General features: G+C 70.8%; 23 protein-coding genes and 2 pseudogenes. 17 read left to right on the top strand and 8 right to left on the bottom strand.

From position 1 onward, the window contains the following. The 4 genes and pseudogenes from KN815_RS08550 to KN815_RS08535 all read left to right on the top strand — a co-directional run. Positions 1–253: pseudogene (locus KN815_RS08550) on the top strand (IS5/IS1182 family transposase); the annotation flags it as partial. Positions 254–268: 15 nt separating this feature from the next. Continuing rightward, positions 269–466, top strand: a pseudogene (locus KN815_RS08545) (hypothetical protein); the annotation flags it as partial. A 579-nt stretch (positions 467–1,045) separates the two neighbouring features. Continuing rightward, the gene (gene speB / locus KN815_RS08540; RefSeq protein WP_216341145.1) at positions 1,046–2,017 is read left to right on the top strand and encodes an agmatinase; all 972 of its coding nucleotides are present in this window, start codon (positions 1,046–1,048) and stop codon (positions 2,015–2,017) included. Positions 2,018–2,218: 201 nt separating this feature from the next. Further along, positions 2,219–3,670 carry a carboxylesterase/lipase family protein gene (locus tag KN815_RS08535; RefSeq protein ID WP_216341141.1) on the top strand — a complete coding sequence of 484 codons (1,452 nt, stop codon included), beginning with the start codon at positions 2,219–2,221 and terminating at the stop codon, positions 3,668–3,670. Between the two features lie 15 nt (positions 3,671–3,685). Here the strand turns inward: KN815_RS08535 and KN815_RS08530 are convergent, their stop codons facing one another. Then, on the bottom strand, positions 3,686–4,669 hold the full coding sequence (locus KN815_RS08530) for an Lrp/AsnC family transcriptional regulator (RefSeq protein ID WP_216341140.1): 984 nt from the start codon (positions 4,667–4,669) through the stop codon (positions 3,686–3,688). 202 nt (positions 4,670–4,871) lie between these two features. Between KN815_RS08530 and KN815_RS08525 the strand changes: the two genes are divergently transcribed. Continuing rightward, positions 4,872–5,519, top strand: a complete 648-nt coding sequence (locus KN815_RS08525) for an HD domain-containing protein (protein ID WP_216341139.1) — start codon at positions 4,872–4,874, stop codon at positions 5,517–5,519. After that, positions 5,507–6,526 carry a GlxA family transcriptional regulator gene (locus KN815_RS08520; protein WP_253208834.1) on the top strand — a complete coding sequence of 340 codons (1,020 nt, stop codon included), beginning with the start codon at positions 5,507–5,509 and terminating at the stop codon, positions 6,524–6,526. The genes KN815_RS08525 and KN815_RS08520 overlap by 13 nt, the downstream gene beginning before the upstream one ends. Positions 6,527–6,541: 15 nt before the next feature. Here the strand turns inward: KN815_RS08520 and KN815_RS08515 are convergent, their stop codons facing one another. The 3 genes from KN815_RS08515 to KN815_RS08505 all read right to left on the bottom strand — a co-directional run bounded on the left by KN815_RS08515 (position 6,542) and on the right by KN815_RS08505 (position 10,541). Next, complete coding sequence (locus tag KN815_RS08515) at positions 6,542–7,906, bottom strand: MFS transporter (protein WP_216341138.1); 1,365 nt, start codon at positions 7,904–7,906, stop codon at positions 6,542–6,544. 112 nt (positions 7,907–8,018) lie between these two features. After that, entirely contained in the window at positions 8,019–9,497 is a 1,479-nt protein-coding gene (locus KN815_RS08510) for an NAD-dependent succinate-semialdehyde dehydrogenase (RefSeq protein ID WP_216341137.1), read from the bottom strand. 162 nt (positions 9,498–9,659) lie between these two features. Beyond that, complete coding sequence (locus KN815_RS08505; protein ID WP_253208833.1) at positions 9,660–10,541, bottom strand: IclR family transcriptional regulator; 882 nt, start codon at positions 10,539–10,541, stop codon at positions 9,660–9,662. Positions 10,542–10,744: 203 nt separating this feature from the next. Here KN815_RS08505 and fae point away from each other — a divergent pair, with 203 nt between their 5' ends. From fae to KN815_RS08465, 8 genes are all read left to right on the top strand, one after another. Next, positions 10,745–11,284, top strand: a complete 540-nt coding sequence (gene fae, locus KN815_RS08500) for a formaldehyde-activating enzyme (protein WP_216341135.1) — start codon at positions 10,745–10,747, stop codon at positions 11,282–11,284. Continuing rightward, positions 11,281–12,393 carry a mandelate racemase/muconate lactonizing enzyme family protein gene (locus tag KN815_RS08495; protein WP_216341134.1) on the top strand — a complete coding sequence of 371 codons (1,113 nt, stop codon included), beginning with the start codon at positions 11,281–11,283 and terminating at the stop codon, positions 12,391–12,393. Before fae ends, KN815_RS08495 begins: the two co-directional genes overlap by 4 nt. Next, the gene (locus KN815_RS08490; protein WP_216341133.1) at positions 12,390–13,910 is read left to right on the top strand and encodes an aldehyde dehydrogenase; all 1,521 of its coding nucleotides are present in this window, start codon (positions 12,390–12,392) and stop codon (positions 13,908–13,910) included. Before KN815_RS08495 ends, KN815_RS08490 begins: the two co-directional genes overlap by 4 nt. A 74-nt stretch (positions 13,911–13,984) precedes the next feature. Further along, positions 13,985–14,920, top strand: a complete 936-nt coding sequence (locus KN815_RS08485; protein ID WP_216341132.1) for an NAD(P)-dependent oxidoreductase — start codon at positions 13,985–13,987, stop codon at positions 14,918–14,920. Between the two features lie 67 nt (positions 14,921–14,987). After that, positions 14,988–16,157, top strand: coding sequence for an iron-containing alcohol dehydrogenase (locus KN815_RS08480; RefSeq protein WP_216341131.1), 1,170 nt, complete (start codon positions 14,988–14,990; stop codon positions 16,155–16,157). A gap of 285 nt (positions 16,158–16,442) precedes the next feature. Then, positions 16,443–16,856 carry a hypothetical protein gene (locus KN815_RS08475; protein ID WP_216341130.1) on the top strand — a complete coding sequence of 138 codons (414 nt, stop codon included), beginning with the start codon at positions 16,443–16,445 and terminating at the stop codon, positions 16,854–16,856. A 192-nt stretch (positions 16,857–17,048) separates the two neighbouring features. Next, positions 17,049–17,630, top strand: coding sequence for a carboxymuconolactone decarboxylase family protein (locus KN815_RS08470; protein WP_216341129.1), 582 nt, complete (start codon positions 17,049–17,051; stop codon positions 17,628–17,630). Further along, entirely contained in the window at positions 17,627–18,493 is an 867-nt protein-coding gene (locus KN815_RS08465; RefSeq protein ID WP_216341128.1) for an RNA polymerase sigma-70 factor, read from the top strand. Before KN815_RS08470 ends, KN815_RS08465 begins: the two co-directional genes overlap by 4 nt. 89 nt (positions 18,494–18,582) lie before the next feature. Here KN815_RS08465 and KN815_RS08460 read toward each other — a convergent pair whose 3' ends face one another. Next, complete coding sequence (locus KN815_RS08460; protein WP_216341127.1) at positions 18,583–19,041, bottom strand: MarR family winged helix-turn-helix transcriptional regulator; 459 nt, start codon at positions 19,039–19,041, stop codon at positions 18,583–18,585. A gap of 107 nt (positions 19,042–19,148) precedes the next feature. Beyond that, positions 19,149–20,141 carry an ArsR/SmtB family transcription factor gene (locus KN815_RS08455; RefSeq protein WP_216341126.1) on the bottom strand — a complete coding sequence of 331 codons (993 nt, stop codon included), beginning with the start codon at positions 20,139–20,141 and terminating at the stop codon, positions 19,149–19,151. Positions 20,142–20,266: 125 nt separating this feature from the next. Here KN815_RS08455 and KN815_RS08450 point away from each other — a divergent pair, with 125 nt between their 5' ends. Next, positions 20,267–21,499, top strand: coding sequence for an MFS transporter (locus tag KN815_RS08450; protein WP_253208832.1), 1,233 nt, complete (start codon positions 20,267–20,269; stop codon positions 21,497–21,499). 10 nt (positions 21,500–21,509) lie between these two features. Here the strand turns inward: KN815_RS08450 and KN815_RS08445 are convergent, their stop codons facing one another. Further along, a complete protein-coding gene (locus KN815_RS08445) occupies positions 21,510–22,148 on the bottom strand; it encodes a cysteine hydrolase family protein (protein WP_216341125.1) in 639 nt (212 codons plus the stop codon). Positions 22,149–22,370: 222 nt separating this feature from the next. Between KN815_RS08445 and KN815_RS08440 the strand changes: the two genes are divergently transcribed. Both KN815_RS08440 and KN815_RS08435 read left to right on the top strand, forming a co-directional pair. Further along, the gene (locus KN815_RS08440) at positions 22,371–22,976 is read left to right on the top strand and encodes a TetR/AcrR family transcriptional regulator (RefSeq protein WP_216341124.1); all 606 of its coding nucleotides are present in this window, start codon (positions 22,371–22,373) and stop codon (positions 22,974–22,976) included. Next, entirely contained in the window at positions 22,973–23,992 is a 1,020-nt protein-coding gene (locus KN815_RS08435) for a DMT family transporter (RefSeq protein ID WP_216341123.1), read from the top strand. The genes KN815_RS08440 and KN815_RS08435 overlap by 4 nt, the downstream gene beginning before the upstream one ends. Positions 23,993–24,044: 52 nt before the next feature. On the opposite strand, the gene KN815_RS08430 is transcribed toward KN815_RS08435, so the two are convergent. Further along, positions 24,045–24,386: a hypothetical protein gene (locus KN815_RS08430; RefSeq protein ID WP_216341122.1), complete on the bottom strand. Its 342-nt coding sequence runs from the start codon at positions 24,384–24,386 to the stop codon at positions 24,045–24,047. Between the last annotated feature and the right edge of the window lie 176 nt (positions 24,387–24,562).

Raw genomic sequence — 24,562 nt, 5'->3', positions numbered from 1 at the left:
CCTGCGACGACGGGGCATCCGGCACACCATCCCGGAGAAGACCGACAGCCAGGCCGCCCGCTTACGCAAAGGCTCACGCGGCGGACGGCCACCCGGCTTCGACGAAGAGCGGTACAAGAAGCGCAACACGGTCGAGCGGGCGATCAACAGGTTGAAGCAGTCCCGGGCCGTGGCCACTCGCTACGACAAACGCGGCTACGTCTTCCTCGGCACTGCCACCACAGCCGCCCTGGTCATTTGGCTTCGCACATGATCGCCCGGACAAGTCCTAGTGGGCGTGTGGACCGACGAGGTGGAGCGCCGCGCGGAGGACTTCGAGGTGGTCCCGTATCCGACCGCACGCGGCTGCGCCGCCACGTACTACCCCGAAACCAACGTCCTGGTGCCGCTCGACAGCGTGGCCGAGATCAGCAACCAACCGACCTCGAAGGGGATCGTGGCCCGTCTGGAGGCCCGTGCCGGGTAACGCCTCCGACCCGCCCGTTCGCCCGGTGCCGGCAATCATCGGAGGCCGGGTGGGCGGGCTTCAACTCCCGGTTCTACGATCGGACATGACCAAGGTACGTGCAGGGGCCAGCGGTTGTGTGCTGGGCTGCCCGCAACGTGCCAGGAGGCAGCCGCCCATGAGCCGGGGGACACAAGGGTGCGACGAGTGAGCGAACGCCGGGATGGCGCCGAGTGAGCGGGTGTCGCAGGCGCCGCTGCCCCGTGGCAGAGAGCCGAAGACGCACTGACCGGGGGTTTCACTCCCGGCCCGGCCGCCACGTGTCCTAGCCGCGGCTCCTTCCCCCGCAGGAGTCCCGCCTGACCACCACCCCCCACCGTGTGTCCGCAAGCCCCGGGCACCGAGCGGGTCACCTGGCGATGTGCGCAGGACAGCCGCGGAGCCAGGTGAGCGCCCTCCCCCGTTCACCAACGGACTGTTTCATCACCCACGTAACACGGCCTCGACCAGGCCGGCATTCCCCCACGCAGATCATTCCCCCCTCCCCCCACAGATGAAGGACTCAGCGCCGACATGACCGCGAACCCTCCCGACATGGCCATGCCCGTCCCGCCCCAGGAGACGGATGCCACCTTGCACTTCACGGGCCCGGCGACCTTCGGCCGTGTCCCCCGTCTGGACCAGGTCGGCACCACGGATATCGCCGTGGTCGGGGTGCCGTTCGACGCGGGTGTCTCCTACCGGCCGGGCGCCCGCTTCGGCTCGAACGCCGTCCGGGAGGCGTCGCGCCAACTGCGCCCCTACAACCCGGCCCAGGACGTATACCCGTTTCACTACGCCCAGGTGGCGGACGCCGGTGACATCACGGCCAATCCGCACAACATCGACGCGGCCGTCGAGAGCATCGAGGAGGGTACGGACGCTCTGCTCTCCACGGGCGCGCAGCTCATGACACTGGGCGGCGACCACACCATCGCGCTGCCGATCCTGCGCTCGGTGGCCCGCCGGCACGGCCCGGTGGCACTGCTGCACTTCGACGCGCACCTGGACACCTGGGACTCCTACTTCGGCACCCAGTACACCCACGGAACACCGTTCCGCCGCGCGGCCGAGGAGGGCCTCCTGGACACCTCCGCGCTCTCACACGTCGGCACCCGCGGCTCGCTGTACAGCAAGGAAGACCTGGACGAGGACACCAAGCTGGGCTTCGGCATCGTCACCTCGGCCGATGTGATGCGGCGCGGGGTGGACGAGGTGGTGCAGCAGCTCAAGGAGCGCATCGGCAAGCGGCCGCTCTACATATCCGTGGACATAGACGTCCTGGATCCCGCACACGCCCCCGGCACCGGCACCCCCGAGGCGGGCGGCCTCACCTCGCGCGAACTCCTGGAGATCGTGCGCGGGCTGAGCGACTGCCATCTGGTCTCCGCCGACCTGGTCGAGGTCGCCCCGGCGTACGACCACGCCGAGATCACCTCCGTAGCCGCCTCGCACACCGCCTACGAGCTGATCTCCGTCATGTCCCGGCAGATCGCCTTCTTCCGCTGGCTCGAGGCGAACGAACAGTCGTAGCCGCCACCACCCGCCCCACGTTGCGCCGATGCCACGTCAGCCGGGCTGACGTGGCACGGGCGCGTATCGCATGTCGCACTTTCGGCCCATCCGGAGATCGTTTGTCGCCGAATCCTCGCCTTCACCCGCTGTTCTGGCTCCTCTGCGCAGGTCGGCATAGAACAAGACCAGAACGTCGGTGACGCGAGAGAGGTGGAGTCGATGACGAACCTGGCGGACCAGGTCGTGGCCACGGACCGGGGCAAGGTCCGGGGCTCGGACGAGGGTGGGGTGGTGTCCTTCCGGGGAATCCCCTACGCCGCCTCACCGGTGGGCGCGGCGCGCTTCGCGGCACCGCACACCCACCCGGGGTGGACGGGCGTACGTGAAGCGGTGCGGCCGGGACCGGCCGTGCCGCAGGCGCCGTCCCGGCTGGAACGGGTCATGGGAACGCGCAAGCCCGACTGGGACGAGGACGGTTGCCTCACCCTGAACGTATGGACTCCGCGGCCCGCGCCGGCGGACAAGGCCGCCCGTCCGGTTCTGGTCTGGTTCCACGGAGGCGGTTTCAGCAGTGGCTCGGGCGGGTGGGACTGGTACGACGGAGCCCGGCTGGCGGAGATCGGCGATGTGGTGGTGGTGACCGCCAACTACCGGCTGGGGCCACTCGGCTATCTGTATCTCCCGCAGGTCGGCGCCGACAACCTCGGGCTTGAGGATCAGGCCGCCGTGCTGCGCTGGGTGCGCGACAACATCGCCTCCTTCGGCGGCGACCCGCGAGCCGTGACGGTCGGCGGGCAGTCGGCCGGCGCCTTCTCGGCCCTGTCGCTGGCCCTGGATCCGGCGACCGGGGGGCTCGTCAACCGGGTGCTTCTGGAGAGCGGCCCCTGGGGCCTTGAGCCGCAGAGTCCGGAGCAGGCGGCCGAGGCCGCCGAGGAGTACCAGCGGCTGCTGGGTGTCCCGCGTGGCGCGGAGCCCGGAGAGGTGCTGCGCTCGCATTCCGTCGAGCGTCTGCTGTCCGCCTACCGCGAGCTGGCGGTCCGGCTCGCGCGCCCGGGCAATATCGCCCCTCCGATGTATCCGGTGCTCGGCGGCGCCGGCCTGCCACGGGCCTGGTACGACGCCCTCGTGGACGGGGCGCTGGAGGGCAAGGCCCTGCTGATCGGCACCGCCCGGGAGGAGATGACCGCCTTCTTCGCCTTCGAGCCGCGCATCCAGTCGCTCACCCGGGAGGGTGCCGTCGACCTTCTGACCGGCCTGCTCGGCCATGCGGCGCCGGAGGTCTACCGGCGATACGCCGACAGGCTTCCGGACGCGGCCCCCGCCCAGGTCTTCACCGCGCTGCGGACCGATGAGCTGTTCCGCGACGGCGCGCTGCGGATGGCCGACCACCATGCCGCGGGTGGCAATGCCACGTACGTCTACGAGTTCGGCTACCGTCCCGCACACGACCCCGGCCGTCTCGGCGCCACGCACTGCGGCGAACTGCCCTTCCTCTTCGGCACGTTCGACAGCTTCCCCGACAGTCCGATGCTGGGGAGCCCCTCGGACACCGATCGGGCGATGGGCCGGGCCTTCGCCACGGCTGTCACCACGTTCATCGCCGAGGGCAATCCGGGCGACTGGCCCCCGTACGCGTCTGGGGCCACCGCACGGATCCGGCACTTCGGCTGAGACCCCCGGAGCCCATCACACGGAGATCGACGCGGGGCGTACCAGGCCGGTGCGCTTGACGCCGGAGAGGATGGGGGTGACCTCCATGCCGGAGATATCCGGCAACGCCCCCACCGTTCCGGTCAGAAACAGATACAGCGCGCTCAGATCGGTGGCGGCCACCGCCACCAGCAGACTGCTCGATCCCGTCGTGGCGGCGGTGAAGCGCACCTGCGGATGGCTGCTGAGGATCTGCCCGGTCTCCTCCAGCGCCCCCGGATCCGCGGTGATCCACAGCAGGGCCTCGGCATGCACCCCCAGCAGGGCCAGATCGACTTCGGTGGCCAGCCGCACGCCGTATCCCTCCACCAGGGCGTCCAGGCGCCGCCGCACGGCCCGTGGGGTCCGGCCCGTGCGATGGGCGAGCTCTCCATAGGTCATCCGGGCGTCTTCGACCAGCGCGTCGATGAGCGCTTCGTCTTCCGGGAGCGGGGAGAACGGCTCGGGCGCGGGGTCGGCGCTCGGCCACAGTTGTCCGGGCTCCTCCCCGGTCAGCAGTCCCGCGCTCCAGGCGAAACCCGCGGGGAAGACCTTCAGCAGGTCGTAGGAGGTCCAGGAGCGCACGGCGGCGGTCGCGGGCAGGTCGCGCAGCAGCAACTTGTCGCGTGCGTCGCGCCCGTTCAGAAAGAGCACAACGCAGATTTCATCCCCTCCGCCGAGGATGTCCACCCAGACGGTGTCGGGCCGCCGGGCGAGCCCGGCGGCGATGGTGGCGATCCGGTTGGGGCGGCAGCGGATACGCAGCACGGTGGGGATGAGCTGGGGAAAGCGGGCGGGATTGCGCACGGCCGTCGCCCGCAGGGTGCGATCGTGGAACAGCGGGGCGGCACGCCGCACGACGGTGCGCTCCGAGACACCCAGCACCTCGGCGACACTCCGCCAGGATGCCCGGGGCGACGCCAGCAGAACGGCCGTGATCCGCCGGTCCGTGGCATCGAGGTCGTGGCGTACTTTCTGCATCTGAAGGCCCTCGATATTCCTCTTTTCTCGATTCGACTCTATCCGGTGACCGGAACAGGACGGTCCTCGGTGTCGTCCAACGTTTCCTGCCGCTATCCGTGGGATACAGGGCGCTATCGTCATGGCAGCGGGCCGGCCGCCGCGCGAGGCTGTGGACAGTGCCCCACCGGGGCGTACTGCTACGGACACGGAGAGCGGACACATGACGACTGACACTGCTGTCGCGGCAGGTGTGAAGGTGCCGGACACGACGCTGGCGCGCGAGGCCACGGAGCTGATCCGGGACACGACGAGCGAGCTGATCTATCACCATTCACGCCGGGTGTACTTCTTCGGCAGCCTCCAGGGCCACCGGCGCGATCTGAGCTTCGACCCGGAGCTGCTGTACCTGGGGGCGATGTTCCACGACGTGGGCCTGAACGAGGCGTTCCATGACAGTGGCCGCCGTTTCGAGGTGGACAGCGCGGCCGAGGCGAAGCGGTTTCTGCATGCCCATGGCGTACCCGAGGACAGCGTCCGCCGGGTCTGGACGGCCATCGCCCTGCACACCACCCCCGGAGTCCCCGAGTTCATGGAACCGGAAGTGGCGCTGGTGACGGCCGGTGTCGAGTACGACGTGCTCGGCATCGGGTATGAGGATCTCTCCGCCGAGGACCGGGAGGCGATCGTGGCGCTGCATCCGCGCCCTGACTTCAAGAACAGGATTCTTCAGGCGTTCGCCGATGGCATCCGCCCCAAGCCGCAGACCACGTTCGGCAACGTCAAGGCGGATGTCCTGGAGCACTTCGTCCCCGGCTTCGAGCGGGGAAACTTCGTCCGGACGATTCTGGATTCCCCGTGGACGGAATAGCGCGGCGGGCGTCACCGGTGTCCCGTGGCGGACGCACCGTCGTGATCGTCGCGTTCGACGGGGTGCAACTGCTGGATGTCACCGGCCCCGTGGAAGTCTTCACCACGGCCAACCACTACGGCGCCGACTACGACGTACGGGTGATCTCCCTCGCCGGTGACGCCGTCACCACCTCCTCCGGGCTCGTGATCAGCGCTGACGGCACGCCCGGCACGCTGCCACCGCGCCTGGGCACCCTGCTGGTCCCGGGACGGAGGGACTGGCGCTCGGCCGTGGCCGACACCGACCTGGTCGGGCTCGTGGCCCGGCTGTCGGGGCGGGCGAAGCGCGTGGCGTCCGTATGCGCGGGAGCCTTTGTGCTGGCCGAGGCCGGGATCCTGGACGGCCGCCGCGCCGCCACGCACTGGGAGCTGGCTTCACAACTGGCCACCGCCTACCCCCAGGTGTGCGTGGACGGCAATCCCGTCTTCGTCCGGGACGGCCAGGTGACCACCTCGGCCGGTATCACCGCGGGAATCGATCTCTCGCTGTCCCTGGTCGAGGAGGACTGGGGAGCGGACGTGGCCCGCAACGTGGCCAGGCAACTGGTGGTCTTCATGGCCCGCCCGGGCGGGCAGGCGCAGTTCAGCGCACGGCTGGCCCCGCGTCAGCCACGGCATCCGGCGGTGCGCCGGGTGATGGACCGCGTCACCGCGGACCCCGCGGGGCGCCACACACGCGCCACGCTGGCCGCCTCGGGCGGCGTGAGCGCCCGCCATCTGGAGCGGCTGTTCCGCAGCGAGGTCGGCATCACGCCCGGCCGCTATGTCGAAGCCGTCCGTGTCGAGGCCGCTCAGGCACTTCTCGCGGACGGCACCGGCACGGTCGAGGAGGTGGCGCGGCAGGCGGGGTTCGGCTCCTCGGAGTCGCTGCGGCGAGTGTTCCGGCACACTCTCGGGGTCTCGCCGACGGTCTACCGCGCCCGGTTCCGCAGCACCGTCGGCGCACCCCGTCCCGTGGCCGGATAGAGCCGACGCCGGTCGCTAGGCGCCCTCGCGGGCCGTTCGCGCCGCCCGGGCCAGGTCCAGGTCGGTGGTTTCCGGCGCCAGGAACTGGGATACGAGGGCGCCGACCACCAGCACTCCGGCGCCGATCAGGAGCACGAACTCCGCTCCGAAGTGGTCGAGTCCCATCGGCAGCAGGAATGTGCCGATCGCGGCGCCCACTCGGCTCATGGCCGTGGCGAAGCCGACGCCCGTGGTGCGCAGGGAGGTGGGGAACACCTCCAGCGGATAGACCGCGGTCAGTGCGCTGGAGGCGGCGTTGAGGAAGATGAAGAACAGGAAGCCGACGACGATGACGGGGGTGGAGGACGGCCACACCGCCACCAGGGCCAGACATGCGGCCGTGATCCAGAACGGCGGGATCAGCAGCTTGCGGCGGCCGATCCGGTCCACGACGAGGCACCCCGCGGTGACACCGGCCACGGCGGTGAAGGAGTAGACGAGCAGCGCGGCGACCGCGTTGTCCCCCATGTGCAGAGCCTCGAAGACCTGGGTCCAGAAGGTGCCGATGGCGAAGTACGGCAGTACGAGGGCGGCCCAGAAAACGCTGGCGAACACCGTGGAGCGCAGATGCTGACGGCTGAAGAGCGCGCGGAACCCGTCCTGCCGCACCTCGTCGCGGTCATCCAACTCGGCCTCGATGTCCACCTCGATGCCGTACTTCTCGATCAGCGCTTCGGCCTCGTCCCGGCGTCCCCTGCTCAGCAGCCAGCGCGCGGACTCCGGGATGCCACCGCGCAGGGCCACGCACACCACCGCGATCACCGCACTGCTCGCCAGGGACCAGCGCCAGCCGCCGTCGACGGAGGTGAACAGCGCCCCCACGACCGTGGCCAGCGCATACCCCACGTACCAACTGATCTCCAGGCTCGCCAGCAGCCGCCCGCGACCCAGCCGGCCCGCGTACTCCGACAGCAGCGGGGCACCGATCGCGTACTCGCCGCCGATCGCCACACCCATCACCAGCCGGATGAGGATGAGCTGGGTGCCGTCCAGGACGAAGAACTGGAGCACCGAGCCGATCAGGAAGATCAGCATGTCCATCAGGAACACCGGCCGGCGTCCGAACCGGTCGGCCAGCCGGCCGAAGAGCGGCCCTCCGATGAAGATCCCGATGAGCGGTGAGGCACCGACCAGGCCCTGTTCCATGGAGGACAGATGGAGGTCGTCAGTGATCGCCGACATCGCCAGGCCGATGCCGCCGATGATGTAGCCGTCGATTCCCTGGCCGATCTGGGTGGCCAGCTTCAGCTTGGTGTGCAGCCGCTTCCGTTCGCGTTCGGTGGCGGGCGCGCCCGGCGGTGTGCTGGGCTCGTTCTGCTCGGTCACAGGCGTCGTTGCCATGCGCGGGTCCTTCGCTGAGAGGGGGAGGAGACCGCTGCCCCGGGAATGAGCGGCCCGGGAGGAGTGGCCCCGAGAGGAGTGGCCCCGGGAGCAGCGGTGGAAAGAGGGGGAATCAGTCGGTCGGCCAGTCGAGGGCGATGTACTGCGTTTCCAGGAAGGCTTCGATGCCCTCGCGGCCGCCCTCCCTGCCCAGACCCGACTGCTTGACGCCGCCGAAGGGCGCGGCCGGGTCGGACAGCAGGCCCCGGTTGAGGCCGACCATGCCGGTCTCCAGGCGCTCGGCCAGGCGCAGGGCCCGGCCCACATCGCGCGAGTAGATGTACGAGGCGAGACCGTGCACCGTGGCGTTGGCACGGGCCACCAGCTCGTCCTCGTCGGTGAAGGTGGCCAGGGGCGCGACCGGCCCGAAGACCTCCTCGTTCATGATCCGGGCGTCCTCGTCCACGTCCACCAGGACGGTGGCCGGGTGGTAGCAGCCCGGTCCCTCCGGCACGCTGCCCCGCGCGGCCACCTTCGCGCCACGCCCGACCGCGTCGTCGACCAGGGAACGGATGGTCTCCACTGCGGTCCGGTTGATCATCGGGCCGAGGGTGACGCCCTCCTCCATACCCGCTCCGGCGCGTACCGCGGTCATGGCCGCCGCGAACTTCCCGGTGAATTCGGCGGCGACGGACTCATGGACGTAGAACCGGTTGGCGGCGATGCAGACCTCGCCACCGCCCCGCATCTTGGCGTCCATCGCACCGCGCACCGCGGCGTCGACGTCGGCGTCCTCGCAGACGATGAAGGGGGCGTTGCCGCCCAGTTCCATGGTCACGTTGACCACGTTCTCCGCCGCCTGTCCCAGAAGAGTCCGGCCGGTGGCGGTGGAGCCGGTGAAGGAGAACTTGCGGACCCGCTCGTCGCGGAGCCAGGCGGAGACCACCTCGGGCGCGCGGTCGGTCGGCAGGACGTTCAGCAGCCCGTCGGGCAGGCCCGCCTCGCTCAGCAGGGCGGCGATCGCGAGGGCGGTGAACGGGGTGTCGGGGGCCGGCTTGAGGAGCACCGGGCAGCCGGCGGCGAGTGCCGGGGCGATCTTCCGGGTGGCCATCGCGGCCGGGAAGTTCCACGGGGTGACAAAGGCGGTGACGCCCACCGGATGCCTGCGCACCACATGCCGGAAACCGCCACCGGGCGCGTCGCCGAACGAGGAGCCGATCCGTACCGCCTCCTCGGCGAACCAGCGGAAGAACTCCGCCGCGTAGCCGACCTCGGCCGCCGCGTCCCGGTATGCCTTGCCGTTCTCCAGGACGATCAGCCGGGCGAGCGTGTCGGTGTGCTCGCGCATCAGCGCGAACGCCGTGTGCAGGACCTCCGAACGACGGCGGGCCGGTGTCGCCCGCCACCCGGCGGCAGCCGCCTGGGCCGCGTCGACCGCCGCCATGGCGTCCGCCGGGCCGGCCGCGGACACCTCGCGGATCAGCTCCGCGGTGGCCGGGTCGTGCACGGGGAACGTCCGTCCGTCCTCGGCCGCACACCAGCGGCCGGCGATGAACACATCGCCTTCGGCGAACGGCGCCTTGACGAGGGTTTCTATGCCGGGGAGGTTCATGAGCTGCTCTTTTCTCCGTTCCGAACAGGGGCTGGTCCGGTTCGCGGTGAATTTACGAGCGCGTCATGCGGCCGACAAGACCACTTCTCGGATCGCAATGGTGGTTGCTGTCAGGGCAACTCCCCCGTCACGCCCGCCCCCGCACACCGGCCCCTCGCGCTTTCAGGTGAGCCGTGCCCTGGGGAACGAGGTGTGCCGCGGCTCCCAGCCCAGCATCACGGAGACGCGTGCCGCCGCCTTGGCCGTGGTGCGGCCCGCCAGGTCCAGGCGGTCGCCGAGCCGGGACTTGGGCGCCGAGATGTTGAGCGCCGCGACGACCCGTCCCCGGAAGTCGCGCACGGGTGCCGAGACCCCGACCAGACCGGTCTCGAACTCCTCGCTCACCCTCGCGTAGCCCCGTCGTGAAGCCTCCTGGATCAGTGCCCACAGTTCGGGGATCGGTGGCGTCGAGGCGGTGCCGAAGCGGACGTACAGCTCATCGGGGGTGGCATCGGCCAGCAGCACGCGCCCGGCCGAGGTCTGCCATGCGGGCACTCCGCGCCCTTCCCAGCCGTGGACGCGGAAGGAGTGTCCGGAGACCGAGAGCAGGGTGAGCACCTCGCGGTCGCTCAGCACACACAGATGGCTGGTCTCCTCCACGTCCGAGGAGAGCGCGTGCATCACCGGCTCCGCCATGCGCACCAGCCGGTTCTGCGAGGTCCGGGCGACGAGCGAGAAGAGCCGCCAGCCCAGGCGGTACTCCAGGGTGTCGGGGTCCCGTTCCACGATGCCCGCGGCGGCCAGGGCCTTGAGGGCCCGCGAGACCTGGGTCTTCTCCCGGCCCACCAGATGCGCCAGCCGTACCACACCGAGCCCGCCGGCGTTCTGGGCCTCGTCGGAGGCGAGCGCCTCCAGCAGGTCGATGTCACGGCGCAGCCCGTGGCCGCGCGGGGCAGCGGTGTCCGCGGGGCCACAAGAAGCTTCGCCCGGGCCCGGCCGTTGCGGATCGGCCGGGTCCTCGGGACCGCCGGTGCCGCGAGGGGGGAGGTTCGTCACGCGCGACATCCTAAGGGCGCGCGCCGGGGAAGCCCCAGGTCAGCCGCCGGGTTGTCATGAGAGCAACCGGCATTTCGATTCAGCCGGGCGCCTTGTCGGCGGGGTGGCGGCGGTTCTAGATTCGCCGCATCGGACCGGAGAACTGCGGCGAATGCGTGGTTCCTCCCCTGTGGTCCGCCGATTCCCCGCTCCCGGAGATCCAGGAGATCCCCATGCCATCGCCTTTTGCCCCGACCGCCCGCATCGGCGAGTCCTTCGCCGGGGAGGGTGCCAACGCCGCGCACACGAACGTCGTGATCGGACGCAAGGGCGGACCCGTCGAGACGGCCTGGGCCACGGCGCTGGCCACGCCCAGCGCCGGACACGTCCCGTTCGTGACGATCGTGCGGCCCTCGGTCCCGGTGAAGCCGCTGACGCTGTTCGTGCCGAAGGCCGCCGCGGAGGGTGAGCTGCATCAGCGCGCCACCTGGGGTTCCGCCCAGGCCGGTCTGGCGCGGGGCGTCGCGGACGCGGTCCAAGACGGTCTGCTGCCCGCCGAGGAGGCCGACGATCTGCTGATCATCGCCGCGATCTGGGTGAACCCGGCGGTCGACGACCTGGATGTGTCCTTCCGCAATCAGCGCGCCGCCGCGTACGAGGCGGTGCGGGCCGCGGTGACCGGCACCCCGACGGTGGCCGATGTCCTCGCGGCCGCCGAGGAAGGCCCGGCGAACCCGTTCTACGCCCCGACCTCCGAGGTGCTCACCCGATGAAGATCACGGACATCTCCCTGGACCGGCTGCGCCTGGAGCTGGACCCGCCGTTCCGGGCCGCGTGGGACCCCGAGCCGCGGCGCCACTTCGACGCGACGATCGTGCGCGTCCACACCGACGAGGGGATCACCGGTATCGGCTCCGGTGATCTGATGGACGGCTTCGACACCTACAAGCACCTGTTCGTCGGCGAGGACCCGCTCGACATCACCCGGCACGTCAAGGCCATCGAGACCGCCAACTTCCACGGCGCCCACTACTGGCCGCTGGAGGTGGCGCTGTGGGACATCATCGGCAAGGTGCACGGCCGCCCGGTGGCGGAGCTGTTCGGCAACGCGGCCAAGAAGCTGCCCGCCTACGCCTCCTGCGGTGAGCTCAAGTCGCCGCGGGAGCGTGTCGCCACCGCGCTGAAGGTCCGCGAAGCGGGCTTTTGCGCCATGAAGATACGCATCGACCGGAGCCGGGTGGACGAGGGGATCGCCGCGGTCCGCGCCGTACGCGAGGAGCTGGGCGCGGACTTCGAGATCATGGTGGACCTGAACCAGTCGTGGCGCATGGCGGGCGACACCGAAGGCGCCACCGACCTCGCCCGGACCCGCAAGACCATCGCACGGCTGGCCGAACTCGACGTGTTCTGGGTCGAGGAGCCGCTGCCCTACGGCGATCTGGCGGGCTTCAAGCGGCTGCGGGCCGAGAACCCCGGAGTGCGCATCGCGGCCGGCGAGATGCACCACTCCCCCACCGAGCTGCTGCGCTACCTCGAAGAGGACGCCCTGGACATCTACCAGATGGACGTGGTGCTCGCGATCGGCATGCACCGCGCCCGCACCCTGGCGGAAGTCGCCCAGCTCAAGCACCGCCACTTCACCCCGCATAGCTGGACCAACGGCATCGGCGTGCTCGCCAATCTGCATGTGGCGGCGGGGGTCGGCGGCGGCCCGTTCTTCGAGTTCCCCTACGACCCGCCCGGGTGGACCCCGGAGCGCCGGGACTTCATGCTCGCCGACCCGGTGCGGGTGGGCAGCGACGGCAACCTCGAGATACCCGCGCGGCCGGGCCTCGGTATCGAGCTCGACGAAGACGCGATCGACCGGTGGAGGATCACATGACGCATGGCATCGACGCCCTGCTCGCCCGCTCGTACGACCAGTGGCTGGCCGCGGCCGGCACACTCACCGTCGAGACCCGGCTGTTCATCGACGGCCGCTTCACCGACGCCCTGTCCGGCGACAGCTTCACCAGCGTCTCGCCGCGCGACGGTGCGGTGCTCGCCAAGGTGCAGGCGGCGGGGGCCGAGGACGTGGACCGTGCCGTACGCGGCGCGCGCGCCGCCTTCGAGGACGGCCGGTGGCGCGACCTTTCGCCCAAGGAGCGCAAGGGCGTCCTGCTGCGCTGGGCCGAGCTGATCCGGGCGAACGCCGAGGAGCTGGCCCTCCTCGACACCCTGGAGATGGGCAAGCCCATCACCGAGTCCGTGCGGATCGACGTGGACAAGGCCGCCGAGACCATCGCCTGGTACGCCGAAGCCATCGACAAGACCTACGACGAGGTGGCGCCGACCCCGGGCGACGCGATCGCCCTGATCACCCGGGAGCCCCTGGGCGTCATCGGCGCGGTCGTCCCGTGGAACTACGCGCTGCTGATCGCCAGTTGGAAGCTGGGCCCGGCCCTGGCCACCGGCAACAGCGTCGTCCTCAAACCGGCCGAGCAAACCTCCCTGGCCGCCCTGCGGCTGGCCGCCCTCGCCTGCGAGGCGGGTCTGCCGGACGGGGTGTTCAACGTCGTCCCGGGCCGCGGCGAGGTGGCCGGACAGGCGCTGGGCCGCCACCCGGAGGTCGACAAGATCGCCTTCACCGGCTCGGCGGAGGTGGCCCGGCTCTTCCAGGTGTACGCGGGCGAGTCCAACGGCAAGCAGGTGGCCGTCGAGGCGGGTGGCAAGTCGCCCCAGCTCCTGTTGCCCGACGCCGATATCGAGGCCGCCGCGTCGGCCGTGGCCTGGGGCATCTTCTACAACGCCGGACAGACCTGCAACGCCGGTTCCCGGGTCGTGGTCCATGCCTCCGTCAAGGACCGGCTTCTGGAGGCCCTGCGCCGGATCACCGCGGAGACCTTCCGGGTGGGCGATCCGCTCGACCCGGCCACCGTCATGGGCCCCCTGGTCGACGAGACCCAGCTCGCCACCGTCCTCGGCTATGTCGAACGCGGTGTGGCGGACGGGGCGAGCGTGGTGTTCGGCGGTGGCCGCACCCTCACCGAGTCGGGCGGCAGCTTTGTCGAACCGACCGTTCTGGACGGGGTGGTGAACACCTCCGCCGTCGGCCAGCAGGAGATCTTCGGCCCGGTCCTGGCCATCGTGACCTACGACGGCGACGCCGACGAGGGGATACGGCTGGCCAACGAGAGCGACTACGGGCTCGTCGCCTCCGTCTGGACACGTGATGTGGCCGTCGCCCACCGCGCCGCCAAGCGACTGCGGGCCGGGACGGTCTGGATCAACACCTTCGACGCCAGCGATGTCATCACCCCCTTCGGCGGCTTCAAGGCCACCGGCGCGGGCCGGGACAAGTCCCTGCACGCACTGGACGCGTACACCGCGCTGAAGACCACCTGGATCAACCTGGCCTGAACCGGCCACGGTGCACGGACCTGTCCAACCCCTCCCCTCTTTACCCATCTCTTCTCACCACAGCGAGGACAACGATGAGGATCGGTTTCATCGGCCTGGGCAACATGGGACGCCACATGGCCCGCCATCTCATCCACGCGGGCCACCTGGTCACCGTGCACGACACCCGGCCCGAGGCCGCCGCCGAGCATCTGGCGCTCGGTGCCCGCTGGGCCGATTCCCCCGCGGCCTGTGCCGAAGGCGCGGAATTCCTGATCACGATGCTCCCCACGCCGCGCATCGTCGAGGACGTGCTGCTGCGCGGTGGCGCGGCCGAGGCCCTGCCGCCCGGTGCCCTGTGGATCGACATGTCGACCTCGACCCCCGCGGCCGCGGACCGTGTCGCCGCCGATGTGCTGGACGGGCGCGGGGTGCGCCGGCTCGACGCACCGGTCAGCGGCATGGCACGGGGCGCCGAGGCCGGCGCACTTCAGATCTTCGCCGGCGGTACGGACGACGACTTCCGCATCGCCCTGCCCGTCCTCGAAGCCATGGGCGATCCGGACCGGATTCTGCACGTCGGCCCGCCCGGAGCGGGCTACACCGTCAAGCTCATGCTCAACCTGCTCTGGTTCAGCCACCTGGTCGCCACCTCCGAGGTGCTCGCCATGGGCGTCAAGGCGGGCGTCGACCTCGGGACGCTGCGCAGCTCGCTGCTGGCGAGCCCGGCCGCCTCCTCCTTCGTCGAGAAGGACCTCATGTCCATCCTCGCCGACGGTGACTACGACGACTCGTTCGCCATGGCACTGGCCTGCAAGGATCTGGGGCTCGCCGTCGACCTCGGCCGCGACCTGGGCGTGTCCACCGAACTGTCCGCACTCGTCGAGCAGATCTACCGCCGCTCCAAGGCCCATCACGGCGAGCTCGCCGGTGAGATGAGCCCCGTCCGCCTCTACGAGGCCCTGGCCGGGCAGGAGTTCCGGCTGCCCGACCCGACCATCGCGCCGGCCGACGCGACACTCGCCGTCTGAGCGCGACACTCGCGGTCCGAGAACGAGCGCACGCCACCCCGCACCACGACGCCAGGAGCCGCACCCCATGACCTCATCCGAGCCCGGCGGTCCCACACCGCTGAGCATCGACCCCACCTGCCGTATCGAGTTCGGCCCCGGCCGCATCGGCCAACTCCCCGCACTGATCGCGGCCACCGGCCACGATCGCGCCTTCGTCGTCACCGACCACGGCCTGCGCGCCGCGGGTGTCCTGGAGCCGGTCCTGGGGACCCTCCGGGCCGCCGGGCTGGAGTACGCCGTCTACGACGAGGTGGCCCCCAACCCGTCCACCGCCAACGTCGACGCGGGTGCCGCACGGGCCCGTACGTTCGGCACCGCCGCGGTCGTCGCGCTCGGCGGTGGCTCGGTACTCGACGCGGCGAAGGGCATATCCCTGCTGGTCGGCAACCCGAAGGCGACGGCCGCCGACGCCGACGAACTCTGGGAGGCGGCCGACGGACTCCCGCTCGTCGCGATCCCCACCACCTCCGGCACCGGCGCCGAGACCAACGGCTTCGGGGTCATCGAGGACACCACCGCCTGCCGCAAGGTCTACCTCGGCCACCCCTCCGTGAAGCCGCGCATCGCGCTGCTCGACCCGGAGCTCACCCTGGGCCTGCCCGCATCCGCCACCGCCGCCACCGGTATCGATGCCCTCGTCCATGGCATCGAGTCACTCGCCTCGCGTGGCGCGAACCCGGTCTCCACCGCCTACGCCACCCAGGCCGTGACCATGGTCAGCCGCGCCCTGCCCGCCGCGTACCGGGACGGCACGGATCTCGACGCCCGCGCCGAGCTGATGCTGGGAGCCCATCTCGCGGGCCAGGCGCTCAGCCTCTCCGGGCTCGGGCTGGTCCATGGCATCGGCCACGCGCTGACCGCGCACACCGGTACCCCCCACGGCGTGGCCCTCGCCGCCGTCCTGGAGGAGGTGATGGAGTTCAACGCCCCCGCCGCGCAGGGCGCCTATGAGCAGGTGGCGCGCGCCATGCGGCTGGCACCGCCGGCCGACGGGGACTGGGCGCGGGCCGCCATCGAAGCGGTACGCGAGATCGCGGGCGCCGTCGAGGTGAAGCGCCCCCTTCGGACGCTCGGCGCCGACCGCGACATGCTGCCCGCCATCGCCGCCGGAGCGGTGGCGGACGCGGTGACGACGAACAATCCCCTGCCCCCCGATCACGCCCAGGTCCTGGACATCCTCACCACCACCTACTGACCGTGGCGCGCCACCGTGACCTGGACGATCCGGGCACTTTTCCGGGCTGAGGGTTTGCTCACGAGCTCGAAGTGCTGCTGGAAGTCGCGCGCCCGGCCGGATCCAGTCGGGGCCTGGTAACCGAAAAAGTCCGCCGCGGTAAACCCCGCACAAAAAAATTCCAATTCACATTTTTCGCAGCAGGTTGGCCGAATACCAGCCCCGGCTCATTCCCCTTTCCCTGTTAATGTCGGCGACGCAATTCCTGACCCGATAATCAATACTTGTGAACTCTCGGGAGAATCCATGAAGGGGACCAAGCGGGGCGCGGCGATCGTCGGCGCCCTCCTGCTCGGAGGACTCACCGTCGGCGCGGCCCCGGCCGGCGCATCGCAGGCGCCGCGCGCCGCGGCCGCCTATGACACCCACTGGCAGTTGGCCTACAACTATGAGGCCGATTGCAAGGCCGCTCTGCAAGAGCATGTGGCGCAGGGCCACATCATCAAGCAGACCTGCCATCTCGACACATTCCGGCAGTACATCTTCGCCTGGCAGGAGCCGGCCGGACGGGGCAATCACCTCCACACGCAAACGAACTACTCGATGGAAAGCTGTCTGGACAACCAGCGCGGCGATGCCGAAAACCACGACATCGACAAGCCGTGTGCGTACAACCCCGTCACCTTCAAGTTCGACTACGTCTGGTCCGAGCGGGGCTGACGAGGCGGCGGCGAGGCCGGCGTCCGGGAAGCCGAAGGCCCCCGCGGCGGTGAGCGTCGCGGGGGCCAGGTGCACGCCCGGGAGGTCAGGCGATGCGGTCCAGCCGGTCAACGACTCGGTGGCGACCACTGTCACATGCGCGGACCCGGCGGTGTCTTCATGCCGAACAGGCAACCGCACAGGGAGAACACCATGTCGCTACGCGTTCCGAAGGGGGAGCTCCCCACCGAGCTCCGGGAAGACCTGCTCAAGCAGCTCGGCGAGGTGCCCGAGCCCGACGAGGTGCTGTGGAACAACCCCAAGGTCGCCGAGGCGAACCGGGAGTTCGCGGCCAAGTTGGGCGCGTGGGACGCGGCCGACGCGAGCCTCAAGACGTTCGCGCATATGGCGGTCGCCGCACAGATCGGGTGCAGTTGGTGCCTCGATGTCAACTACTTCCTCGCGCTGAACCAGAGCCTGGACCTGGCCAAGGCCGGCCAGGTGCCGCGCTGGCGGGAGTCGGAGGTGTTCACGCCGCTGGAGCGGGACGTCCTGGAGTACGCGGAGGCCATGACGCATACACCGCCGACCGTCACCGACGAGCTGTCCGCGGGCCTGCTCGACCGGCTCGGCCCGGCGGCGCTGGTCGAACTCACCGTGTACATCGGCTTCGCCAACTTCGCGAGCAGGTGCAATACGGCCCACGGAATCACCTCGCAGGGCTACTCCGACGCCTGCGGGATTCCGCTGGCCGGGCGCGCCGCGCAGTCGTCCGGCGTAGCGTCCACGGCATGACCGAGGATCCGTTCGTCGCCCATCGCAGCCTGCTGTTCACGGTCGCCTACGAGATGCTCGGGTCGGCCGCCGACGCGGAGGACGTGGTCCAGGAGTCCTGGCTGCGGTGGGCCGGCGTCGACCGGTCGCGGGTGCGTGACCCGCGGGCCTACCTCGTCCGCACGGTCACCCGCCAGGCGCTCAACCGCCTGCGGACACTGTCGCGCCGCCGTGAGGAATACGTCGGCGAGTGGCTGCCGGAACCGCTGCTGACCAGCCCCGATGTCGCCGAGGACATCGAACTCGCGGAGAGCGTGTCGATCGCGATGCTGACCGTCCTGGAAACCCTCGGACCGGCCGAGCGGGCGGTGTTCGTGCTGCGCGAGGTCTTCGACATGCCGTACGGAGAGATCGCCGAGGCCATCGGGAAGTCCGCGGCCACGGTGCGGCAGATCGCCCGACGCGCCCGCGAGCATGTGGCGGCCCGGCGGCCGCGGATGCGGGTGAGCCGCTCGGAGCAACAGGCCGTGGTGGAACGGTTCCTGGCCGCGCTGCGCACCGGGCAGGTGCGGGAGCTGATGGAGATCATGGCGCCGGACGTGGTCATGATCGCCGACGGTGGCGGGGTGGTGGCCGCCGCACGGGCTCCGATCCACGGCGTCGAAGAAGTGGCGAAGTTGCTGGCGCGCGCGCACCAGGTGGTGGCCGCGTTCGAGACGACGCCCGTATGGCTCAACGGCGCGCCCGCGGGCCGCCTCGCCTTCGACGGCGAACCGTCCGCGGTGAGCCTCCTGGTGGAGAACGGGCGCATCGCCCGGATCTATGTGGTGAGAAACCCACGGAAACTGACCCGGCTCGATATACCGGCCGAACTCACCAGGTAGGCGCGCCACAGCTCTGATGCCGTGGGTGTTCCGGACGGTGGGAAACCGCCCGGAACACCCGCGCCCGCACGGGGGGGCGGCGGCCCTCCCTAGTGGTGCCAGGCATGTCCACCCGTGTTGTGGATGAATCGCTGGAGCACCTTGACCGTCGTCAGGTACTCCTGGTCGGAGATGCCCGCGTGCCGTTCCGTCCACAGTTCGTCCTGGAGGGCCGCGGCCTTGTCGAAGAAGGTTCTGCCCTCGGCTGTGAGGCCCAGATGTCCCTCGGCGTCCTCGGTGATCCAGCCCTGGGCGATGGTCCGGTCGATCTCCTCCTCCATGACCTCCGGACCCGCTTCGAGATAGTTGCCGAGCAGGCCGGACACCTCCCCGCGGGTCTTGGCGGGATCGGCGTGGGCGACCTGCGCGAGGACCCACCACTGTGGCTGGGTGGTGCCGATCCCGGCGAGCGTGGACTGGATGCGGGTCACAACGGCTTTGTACGCCGCCCAACTCCAGTAGCCGATGGGCTGCCGTATCAGTTCGGCGTCGCTGTGGGAGTACTCCATGGCCGGTCCCTCCGTCTGTGGTTGAGCTCGTCCGACGAAACCGACCGTAAAAGTTGAACCGGACGTGAAGTCAAGGACGTCCGGCCCCGCGCCTCGCGGTCGCCACCTCACCCGTACGACCCGTCCGGGGCAGCGAGTTGGTCGCCGAGGGAGCTTCGCCGGTACAGCACCTGCCGTCCGTGGCGTGCCCTGGTGACCAGTCCGGTGGCATGCAGCACGCGCAGATGCTGGGAGACGGCACTCGGCGTCACCTTGAGGCGGCGGGCGAGCTCGACGGTGGGCAGTGGTTCCTCCAGGAGGCCGAGAAGCCTCGCCCGGGGCGCGCCGATGAGCGACACGAGAGCGGGCGCGCCGTCGGTGGGCGCCGAGGCCCAGAGCGTCGCCACCCCACGGCTGGGATAGACCAGCGACGGAGCTTCCTCCGGGCTCACCGGGGGCGCGGGCTTGTGCGCGAAGACGGAGGGCAGAAGGAGCAGTCCTCGGCCGGATGCCGCGGCCTGGTGCCGGCTGATCATCTTGGCGATGTACAGCACTCCGTTGTGCCAGCGCAGATTGGGGTGCATATCGGCGAAGAGCAGGCGGGCGCCGCCCATGGCCAGTTGCCGTGCGCGGTAGGTCATGTCCGCCTCCACGACCAGTCGCATCTGCGGCCACCTCGGCTTGATGGCGATCTCCCAGTACTGCCGCAGGAGTGCGCAGATGGTGTCGCGGAGTGCCGCGACGGCCGCGTCGGCGGCGGCGGTGGCGTCGCGCAGCGCCGGCGGCAGCGGGTCCGGCGCATGGGTGGCCATCAGGTCGCGGCGGACCAGGCCGGGAGGGGTCCGGCGGACGACGGCCAGTTCGTCCTCGAAGGCCGGGGCGAAGCTCGCGGGCCGCGGAGTCAGAAAGTCCGGGAGGGTGCGTCTCCGTGCCACCAGGGACATCAGCAGCTCCGTGTCCAGTTCGCCGAGTCCGCCGAGTACGGATCTGCGCCATGGGAGATGCACCGCCGACAGGCTGGGATCGTGCAGCACCCGCAGGCTGAACACCGTCTCGTTCAAGGGCGATACGGCGAACCGCGTATCCGCCAGGTCCTCGACATCGAGCACAAAGCTGATCATTAAGCCATACGCTACATCGATTGGCAGGGGCACGCCGGTGCCATGGACTTCAGCCCATGACGCATCCCACGCACGCACAGGCCATGGCCGTGGCGCCCGGTGCCGAAAGGCCGGTGGACTGACGAATGAGCCGCCGTATGGTCCTGCTCCTCGCCGTCACCTGCGCGGTGGCGGTGGGCAACATCTACTTCCCGCAGTCCATCGGCCCGCTGGTCGCCGACGGACTGCGGGTGTCGGACGACTCGGCCGCCCTGGTGGTGACCGCCACCCAGGCCGGCTACACGGCCGGGATCGTCCTGCTGGTGCCGCTCGGCGACCGGATCCCGCACCGCTCGTTCCTCGTCGTCCTGCTCGCCCTCAGCGGCCTGGCCCTGCTCGCCGCGGGGTGCGCACCGGCCCTGCCGCCCCTCGTCGCCGCCGGCGCCCTCGTCGGTCTGACCACCGTGGCCGCGCAGATCGTGGGCCCGCTGGCGGCCGGACTGGTGGCCGCCGACCGCCGAGGAGAGGTGATCGGCACTCTGCTGAGCGGATCGACCGGCGGCATGCTGCTGGCCCGCACCTTCAGCGGCACACTCGGCGAATGGCTGGGCTGGCGGGCCCCCTATCTCGTGGCCGCGGTCGTGGCCCTGCTCCTCGCCACCGTCCTGGCGTTCACGGTGCCGCCCACGGCCCCGGCCTCCCGGCAGCCCTACCCCGCGCTCCTGGCCGAACCGCTGCGGCTGCTGCGCACCGAGCCGGAGCTGCGCCGCTCCTGCCTGTACCAGGCGACCGTCTTCGCCGGATTCTCGGCCGTCTGGACCTGTCTGGCACTCCTGCTCACCGGTCCGGCCTACGGGCTGGGTGCCCAGGCCGTGGGCATGCTCGCCCTGGTCGGCGCGGCGACCATGTTCTGCACCCCGCTCGCCGGCCGCCTGGTGGACCGCCGAGGTCCCGATCCGGTGAACCTCGTCTGCCTGCTCGGGGTCCTCGTCTCCGCCATGGTCCTCGCCGCGGGCGCCCGCGGCGGAACGCTGGGCCTGGCCGCCCTGACGGTCGGCACACTGCTCCTGGACGTGGCGATGCAGTCGGGCATGGTCGCCAACCAGGCCCGCGTCTACGCCCTTCGCCCGGACGCCCGCAGCAGACTCAACACCGCCTATATGACCTGCGCCTATCTGGGCGGCAGCGCGGGTTCCTGGCTCGGCGTCCAGGTCTGGAGCCGGGTTGGCTGGTGGGGCGTGTGCGCACTCGTCACCGTCCTCACCGGGATCGCTCTGGTCCGCTATCTGCCGACGGTGCGCCGGTCCCGGGAGAGCCCGCCCCGTGGGGAGATCCCGGAGGGCCGTGTCGTCGGTTCCGGCTCGGGCGCCACGCCGTAGAGCACCGCCGCTACGCTCCGGAGCCCTCCTCCGGCAACGCGGTGAGCAGCTCGCTCGTGGTGAGGATGGCATGGGCGAAGGTGGGGCCGTTCAGCTCGTGTGCGGAACGCATCATCTCGGGCTTGGCGGCGGCGGTGGCGTCACGGACCAGCGTGACGTGGTAGCCGAGCTCCATGGCGAAACGTCCGGTGGACTCGATGCAGGTGTTCGCCAGCAGTCCGATGAGAATCACATGGGTGATGCCGTGCTGCCTGAGCCGCATATTCAGGTCGGTATTGGCGAACCCGCTCTGCGCCCAGTGCTCATGGGCCACCACCTCCCCCGGCCGGGGCTGGAAGTCGGGGTGGAACTCCCCGCCCCAGGTGTCCCGGGCGAAGCTGTGCCGGACCATGATGTTCCGCTGGGTCGGGTTGGGGTGGGTCCACGACTCGTAGTCACCCGGCTCCCAGCGGCGGTGCGGAACGAACACCACCCGCACCCCGCACTGCCGGGCGGCGCCGACGACGGCGCGCAGATTGTCCAGCAGGCCGACCTTCTCGGCGACGCCCTGCACGACCGGCCAGACCTTGCCTCCCTCGGAGAGGAAGTCGTTGTACGGGTCGACCAGCAGCACTGCCGTTCGCCGGGGGTCATAGGTCTCGGCTGCCATGATGTCCCCTCCGCCCTCTGGAAGATCACTCATCGCCCGGGCAGGCCATATTCCGGCCCGGCCGAGTACCCCCCGTTCGGCCGCTCAGTCGGCGACGGTTCCGTGCGCGATGGGGCCGCGGGCGGCGTCGGGGACCGACTGACGGTGAAACCCACTTCCCGGATCTCTCATCGCCCTCTACGCTAGGTAGACCTACCTACCTAGTTTGTCGGGATGCATGCGATGAGTGAGACCGGTACGAGGACGACGGATCCCGGAAGGCGGCGGCCCGCGCGGGAGCGCCTGCTGACGGCCGCCGCGCGGCGCTTCTACGCCGACGGCGTGACGGCGACCGGAATCGACACGATCACCACCGAAGCCGGCGTGGCGAAGATGAGCCTGTACAACAACTTCTCCTCCAAGTCCGATCTCGTCAGGGCCTATCTCGACGCCCGGCACGAGGAGTGGCTCGCGCTGTACGCGTCACGGCTGGAGCAGGCCCAGAGCCCCCGCGACGGTGTCCTCGCGGCCTTCGACGCCTACGCCGATCATGCGGCGTTCGCCTACGAGCGCGGCTTTCGCGGCTGCGGACTGCTCAACGCGGCGGCCGAGCTGCCCGCCGGAGACGAGGGGCGCAGTGTCGTACGCCGCCACAAGGAGGAGGTCGAGCGCCTGATCGCCGGGCACCTCGAAGAACTGCTGCCCGACCGCCCCGACGACGTGCGCACCACGGCGGAACATCTGTCGTTCCTGCTGGAGGGCGCGATGGCGCGCGCCGGTCTGGAAGGCGACGACAACCGGCTGCGGCACGCCCGCGCGATGGCGGCGGCCCTGCTGGAGCGGCTGTGAGGCGGCCCACCGGATCCGGCGCCCGTTCGGCGGGCGCCGGATCGTTGTGTGTGCTCGCCGCGTCCGTGCTGTGGGGCACCACCGGCACCGCGGCGACCTTCGCCCCGGGGGTCGGGCCGCTCGCCATCGGCGCCGTCGCCATGGGCCTGGGCGGGCTGCTCCAAGCCCTGGTCGCCGCCCCCCGCATCGCCCGTCAGGCCCCACGGCTGCGGGCGCGGCGCGGCACCGTACTGCTCGGGGCGCTCGCGGTCGCGGTCTACCCCCTGGCGTTCTACAGCTCGATGCACCTGGCCGGGGTGGCGGTGGGAACCGTGGTGTCGATCGGCATGGCGCCACTGGCCTCAGCCGTGATCGAACGCGTCATGGACCGGCGTCGGCTGACGCGCCGCTGGACACTCGGCGCCGCCCTGGGCCTCCTCGGCACCCTCCTGCTGTGCGCGGCCCAAGCCACTCAGGACCCGGGCGACCGGGGGCAGTCGTCCATGGCCGCCACGATGCTCGGGGTGGGGCTCGGTCTCATCGCGGCCGCGACCTACGCCCTCTACTCCTGGGCGGCGCACCGGCTGATCACCCACGGCATCGCCTCCCGCGCGGCGATGGGCACGGTGTTCGGCCTGGGCGGAGTGCTCCTCGTGCCCGTCCTCCTGGTCACCGGCGCCCCGCTGCTCGACTCCGGGACCAATATGGCCGTGGGCGCCTATATGGCGGTGGTGCCCATGTTCGCCGGCTACGTCCTGTTCGGCTGGGGGCTGGCGCAAGTGCCCGCCAGCACGGCGACCACGCTCTCCCTGCTGGAGCCGGCCGTCGCCGCCGTGCTCGCCGTGCTGGTCATCGGCGAACGGCTGCCCGCCGTCGGCTGGACCGGCATCGCGCTCGTCCTCGCCTGCCTGGCCGTCCTCACCGCCCCGACAGCCGTCTTGGGGCGCCGCCGACAGCGGCCGCAAGGTGTGACGCCGCCACAGCACACGGCGGCGGAGCACACCGTTGCCCGGCCGGACCCGGGGCGGGTGCCGTAGCGGAGTCCGTCGACGAGCGGGCCGGGCGGCGAACGCTCCGCCGCCCGCCCCCTCACTCCGCGACGGAAAACCGCTCCGCGAGATCGCGATGGCGGTCAGCGGCCAGCTTCGCCTGGGCCGTGCGGATGCCCGATCCGGGCATCCGCCCCAGCCGTTCGAGCTCGTCCGCGAAGCGCAGATGCTCCAGCCGCGCGTACTCGCGGCAGGCGAGGCAGGTGACCATCTCCGGGCGCGGAGAGGTCATCGCGTACGGCGCCCGCAGCCCGCATCCGGTGGCGATGCGGGCCGGCAGGTCAGCGGCCAGCCCGAAGGTGGACGCCATCATGTCGCGGACGGCGGCGACGCCTCGGACGACCTTCGACTCGACATGGATATGCGGATCGTCCCCACCCATGCACCCTCCCTGCCCCGGCGACTTGACCGGCCGGGGATGCTCCCGGCCGCCCGCGGACCGCAGGAGGAGTCTGCCATGTGCCCGGTGCGCCACCGCCGACGCGTCCCCCGGTTCAGGTCGCGGTCGCGGCGGCGGCCGCGCGGCCCGCGGCGCGGCCCGAGAACAGGCAGCCGCCG

It is taken from the genome of Streptomyces niphimycinicus, assembly GCF_018883605.1.
Lineage (GTDB): Bacteria > Actinomycetota > Actinomycetes > Streptomycetales > Streptomycetaceae > Streptomyces > Streptomyces niphimycinicus.
This window is presented reverse-complemented; position numbering and strand designations above follow the sequence as displayed.